The following is a 5,358-nucleotide window of genomic DNA, read 5'->3' on the forward strand; positions in this document are numbered from 1 at the left end:
CAAGAAAAGCGCCGCGAGAAAGAAAACGGCGAAGAAAAAAGTCACCAAGAAAAAAGTCGTAAAGAAAAAAACTACAAAGAAGAAGGCGGCAAAGAAAAAAGTCGCTAAGAAGAAGGTTGTGAAGAAAAAGGCAACCAAAAAGAAAACTGCCAAGAAAAAGACGGCAAAAAAGAAAGTAACCAAGAAAAAAACAGCGAAGAAAAAAGCTTCGGCCTCGACCGTTCCCCTCAAGCAGGCGATTTCATTCACCGTGAACGGCGCAAAGGTTGAGACCGAGGCCTATGCACACACCTCGCTTCTCTATCTACTACGCGATCTTGGCTTCACCGAGGTAAAAAATGGCTGCGAGGCCGGCGACTGCGGCGCCTGCACGGTTCTGCTCGACGGCATAGCGATGAACGCTTGTTGCGCCCTGGGCGTCCAGGTCGATGGTCGGGACATCACAACGGTCAAGGGCATCGGCACTGTCGATAACCTTCATCCGATTCAAGAAAAATTCATCGAGTTGGGCGGCATTCAGTGTGGCTTCTGCACACCAGGCATGATCGTGGCGGCAAAATCCCTCCTCGACGAGAACCCAAGGCCCACTCGCCAGGAAATCAAGGTAGGCATTTCCGGAAACCTTTGCCGGTGCACGGGATATGTAAAAATCATCGACTCCATCGAGGCAGCCGCGAACGAAATGGCTTCCAAGTAAAGGACGGGAATTGTGACACCATCGCAATCGGGCGGCGCTAAGGGCCGCAAGAAGTCAGGCATCGATCTTAGTTCGGCTGAAGCCGTACAAGAAAGCATCAGAAACCTCGACTACATAGCGGACAGCACACTATCGACAACGCTGTTTTTAGCGCTTGCCCTCGAAAAACCCCTTTTCCTTGAGGGCGAGGCCGGGGTTGGTAAAACCGAGCTGGCCAAAGTGCTGGCAAAACTGCTTGATACCGAGTTGATTCGGCTTCAGTGCTATGAGGGTCTTGATTCGAACTCGGCTCTTTACGAGTGGAACTACGCCAAACAACTCCTTCACATCAAGATGGAGGAAGGTAATAAAGGCGACACCAAGCAGGTGGAGAAAGACATTTTCTCAGAGGAGTACCTTATTGAGCGTCCCCTCCTGCGCGCGCTCGTGCGCTCGAAGGAAAAACCGGCGGTCCTCCTCATCGACGAAATTGACCGCTCCGATGAAGAGTTCGAGGCATTCTTGCTGGAAATCCTCTCGGATTTCCAGATAACCATTCCTGAGATGGGAACCATAAAGGCCGTCCGCAATCCGGTTGTAATCCTGACGAGTAACCGGACCCGCGAGATTCACGACGCCCTCAAGCGACGCTGCCTATATCTTTGGGTGGACTATCCCTCGTTCGAGAAAGAAGTTGAGATCGTCAGAACAAAGGTTCCCGAGGCCCCGCCGCATCTTGCCGAGCAAATTTGCCGTTTCATGGGCGAGGCGCGGACAATGGACTTCTACAAACGGCCCGGCGTCGCAGAAACCCTCGACTGGGCGCAGGCCCTGCTCGCGCTCCACAAAGATGAGCTCGATGCCGACTCTGTTCGCGACACCATAGGGTGCATCCTTAAGTACCAGGACGACATCAAACGCCTGGATGAGGAAGGCCTCGATAAAATGGTCGCCACCGCTCACCTCGCTCCGGAGGTGGAGGCTTAGCCCGACCATCGTGCTGCCATGACTATCCGACCTGTAGTAGCTGGCTCCCTGCCCCGCCGAAAGGTACGCGTACCCGGACACGGGATCGAGGGGGAAATTATCGGTTTTTGCCGCGTGCTTAGGCGTGCCGGTCTGAAAATCACTTCGGGACGCATCATCGATGTGTTCCGCAGCTTCGAGCATCTCGACGTAACGAACCTCGACTACGTATATGCCTCCACGCGAGCCAACATGATTTCAAGCAGCGAGGAAATTCCGCTGTTCGACGCCGTGTTCCGCCAGTACTGGTTCGATGAGCGAGGAAATCCCTACAGCGACGACAACTCAGAATCGATGGGCGATATCTTCGATGATGACATCCCCGACGGCGCAGGAGAGGAAGGCGCTGGCGGTGAAAAAAGCGAGGACGCAGAGAACCAGGACCAACAAGAGGGCAAGAAAAGCTCGGGCCTTCCCACCGAGGATGACGATGCTGCCACCTCGGAGGCAGGCGAATCTGAGGACGATGAGGAAGGGACTCCCTCCTACAGCCCCTCGGAAGTCCTTTCGGGGAAAGATTTTTCTTCTTTTGACGCCGACCAAATCGCCGAGCTGCGGCGTTTGATCCAAAAAATCGTTCCCAAGCTTGCAACAAAAATCAGCCGGCGCAAAAAATCTGACCTCAACGCCCGCGAAATCGACCTCAAACGCAGCGTCAAGAAAAGTATCCGCACCGGCGGCGAGGTTCTTCGGCTTTTTCGTCGGAAGCGAAAGATTCAGAAAACGCAGATCATTCTCATTTGCGACGTTTCAGGCTCGATGGATAGCTACAGCCAGTTCCTCATTCAGTTTCTCTATAGTCTTCAAAATGAGATCAAATCGCTGCGCACTTTTGTCTTCAGCACACGCCTGACCGACGCCACGCCCTACCTTCGACACAAGGACGTAAAAACGGCGCTCTCGCGGCTCGCCAGCGAAGTTCACGACTGGAGCGGCGGCACACAGATTGGCAATTGTATCCGCACGTTCAACTACGACTACGGTAGAACCATCCTCAACAGCCGGACAATCGTCATGATTATTTCTGATGGCTGGGACCGCGGTGACACCGAAACCCTCGGCGAGGAAATGGACCGCCTCAACAAAAAATGCCACCGCCTCATCTGGCTTAACCCACTTTTGGGCAGCCCCGGCTACCGCCCAATTGATCGGGGAATGCGCACGGCACTACCCTATTGCGACGATTTCATGTCGGCACACAACCTCGACAGCCTTGTTGATATGACTGAGCATATTGCGAAAATTTGATACATAATCTGTAAACGAGTCACTTTTTTTCCACATCCACTTTCATATTGCGATGAAATCCGTTATATAATCTGGCCCAATTCGCCGATTGCTTCGGCGAGAGGGGTGCCGCAACGATGGCAAATCTTTTAATATTCACGGCAGATGACGGCTTCGCCGAAGCGCTCACGCGCGCCCTTCGGCATGAGGGTCATTTCTGCAAGGTAGCCGAGGACGAGGACACCGCTCTTCAGGAGGTGCGTGCGCGCGGCCTCTCGCTCATCCTCCTCGACGACGCCCCAGCCCTGCCAAAAGCCGAGGAGATCCGTAACTGGAGCATGCTCCCCATCCTCCTTATTACAGAGCCCGGTCGAGTCGAATCCATGAAGACCCCGATAGAGGCCGACGATGTACTCGTAAAACCTGTGCGCGAGGAGGAACTACTCTTTCGGGTTCGGAACCTGTGTGAGCGGAAAAACTCTGCCGATGCTGATGTTGCCCGCACCGGTGCGCAGGCGGTTGGCATCACCCTCGATGAGGACCACTACGAAATCCGCATAAACGGTGCGCTCCTGGACCTCACTTTTCGCGAGTTCGAGCTTTTGAAGCACCTGATGCAAAATCCAGGGCGCGTATTCGACAGAAATCAGTTATTGAACCTGGTATGGGGGGTGGACTACATTGGCGGCCCAAGGACGGTTGACGTTCACATCCGGCGAATTCGAGCAAAAATAGAGGCCGAGGGCGAATCATTTATCACCACAATCCGAGGTGTTGGCTATAAATTCAATGCAGCTGGCTTCTAGCCCCACGCGCCTCCTGAGCCACACCTTATCCTAGACACTTCAATCAAATTCAGTGATTTAACTCCTCCGAAACTCGCTTGAAATCTCCCTGTAACATATCCGCACTAGCATCTACTTTAACAAAGGGGGATTCGCCCTTTGACTTTTTTCGCCAGATTCTACATTTCGACGAAGGAGTTGAAGATGCACGTTTTCGGCCTGACAGTTTTTTTTCTCGGCTTGGCCTCGCTGCTTTGGGAACCGGGAAGCGCCTGGGCCCAAGATGTGAAGGCAATTGAAAAAAGCGTGGGCGATCTGCGTGTCGCCCTGGACACGGTATGGGTTTTGGTAGCCGGCTTCTTGGTTTTTTGGATGCACGCCGGATTCGCGATGCTTGAGGCGGGCCTATGCCGCGCAAAGAACACCATCGCTATCCTCTACAAAAATTTCGGCGTCGTCGCCGTTTCATCTCTCGCCTTCTGGATCATCGGGTTCGCCCTGATGTTCGGCGACGGAAACTCTCTTTTCGGCACGAACGGCCTATTCGTAATAGGCGCCGACAACAGCCCCGCCATGGGAGACGCCTACAAGGGCGTGTTCACCTCGCTCAACTGGACGGGCATTCCGCTGATGGCGAAATTTTTCTTCCAACTCGTTTTTGCGGCCACAGCGGCTACCATCGTCTCGGGCTGTGTTGCCGAGCGAATTCATTTCTCCTCGTTCATGATCTTTAGCTTCATCCTCGTCGCCATTATTTACCCGATCCAGGGACATTGGATTTGGGGCGGCGGGTGGCTTGGAAGCTGGGGGTTCCTTGATTTCGCCGGCTCGACCGTCGTTCATTCGGTGGGTGGCTGGGCCGGACTGGCAGGCATCATTGTCCTCGGCCCGCGCATGGGAAAATACGATTCCACCGGCCGGGTGGCGCCCATCCCCGGACACAGCATGCCGCTCGTCACCTTGGGTGGTTTCATCCTCTGGCTCGGATGGTTCGGCTTCAATCCGGGCAGCACGATGGGCACCTCAGATCCGGGACTCATCGCCCACATCGCCGTCACGACGAACCTCGCCGCCGCCGCTGGCGTTGTGGTGTCGAGCCTGACCTCGCGCTATTTGTTCGGAAAGGCGGATCTTTCGATGAGCGTTAACGGCGCGCTTGCCGGGCTCGTGGCCATCACGGCGCCATGCGCCTTCGTGACCCCTGCCGTCTCGGTCCTCATCGGCGCCATCGCCGGATTTATCGTCTGCCTCTCTGTGCTCTTCTTCGACAATCGCAAGATCGACGACCCGGTGGGTGCCCTTTCGGTTCACCTTGTTTGCGGAATGTTCGGCACCATCGCCCTCGGGCTTTTTGGAGTGCCCGCCCTCACCGGCGGTGCAGCGGGTCTTTTCTACGGCGGGGGATTTGGTTTCCTCATCAAGCAGATCGTCGGCGTGGCCGCCGTGGGGGCCTTCACCTTCACCCTTTCGTTGATTATTTGGAACGTGGTCAAGGCGATAATCGGCATGCGGGTGGAGCCTGAGGTTGAGCATACGGGGCTGGACCTTGCCGAGCACGGCATGGAGGCCTATCCCAGATAAAGGCCTCAAGGACGCATAGCAGACAGGGAGCAAGCGCACACCAATCAAATCGGGGGGGGTTCA

At 55.0% G+C, this 5,358-nt stretch carries 5 protein-coding genes and 1 pseudogene; all 6 read left to right on the plus strand.

What is annotated here, in order from left to right; all coding sequences use genetic code 11:
• The 6 genes and pseudogenes from HOJ95_16945 (at window position 1) to amt (ending at window position 5,295) form a co-directional block, all read left to right on the plus strand.
• Window positions 1-205: pseudogene (locus HOJ95_16945) on the plus strand (histidine biosynthesis protein HisIE).
• 33 nt (window positions 206-238) lie between these two features.
• Window positions 239-697: a (2Fe-2S)-binding protein gene (locus tag HOJ95_16950; GenBank protein ID MBT6396385.1), complete on the plus strand. Its 459-nt coding sequence runs from the start codon at window positions 239-241 to the stop codon at window positions 695-697.
• 60 nt (window positions 698-757) lie between these two features.
• Entirely contained in the window at window positions 758-1,663 is a 906-nt protein-coding gene (locus tag HOJ95_16955) for a MoxR family ATPase (protein MBT6396386.1), read from the plus strand.
• A gap of 18 nt (window positions 1,664-1,681) precedes the next feature.
• A complete protein-coding gene (locus HOJ95_16960; protein MBT6396387.1) occupies window positions 1,682-2,950 on the plus strand; it encodes a VWA domain-containing protein in 1,269 nt (422 codons plus the stop codon).
• 116 nt (window positions 2,951-3,066) lie between these two features.
• Window positions 3,067-3,735 (plus strand): response regulator transcription factor, encoded by a 669-nt coding sequence (locus HOJ95_16965; GenBank protein ID MBT6396388.1) that lies wholly within the window; start codon window positions 3,067-3,069, stop codon window positions 3,733-3,735.
• A 183-nt stretch (window positions 3,736-3,918) separates the two neighbouring features.
• Entirely contained in the window at window positions 3,919-5,295 is a 1,377-nt protein-coding gene (gene amt, locus HOJ95_16970; protein MBT6396389.1) for an ammonium transporter, read from the plus strand.
• Window positions 5,296-5,358 lie beyond the last annotated feature (63 nt).

It is taken from the genome of Nitrospinaceae bacterium (assembly GCA_018669005.1).
Taxonomy (GTDB): domain Bacteria; phylum UBA8248; class UBA8248; order UBA8248; family UBA8248; genus UBA8248.

What these genes read in the sequence shown, in the direction of transcription:
- amt (MBT6396389.1), top strand. Translation starts at nt 3,919, where the DNA reads ATGCACGTTTTCGGCCTGACAGTTTTTTTTCTCGGCTTGGCCTCGCTG.
- HOJ95_16960 (MBT6396387.1), top strand. Translation starts at nt 1,682, where the DNA reads ATGACTATCCGACCTGTAGTAGCTGGCTCCCTGCCCCGCCGAAAGGTA.
- HOJ95_16965 (MBT6396388.1), top strand. Translation starts at nt 3,067, where the DNA reads ATGGCAAATCTTTTAATATTCACGGCAGATGACGGCTTCGCCGAAGCG.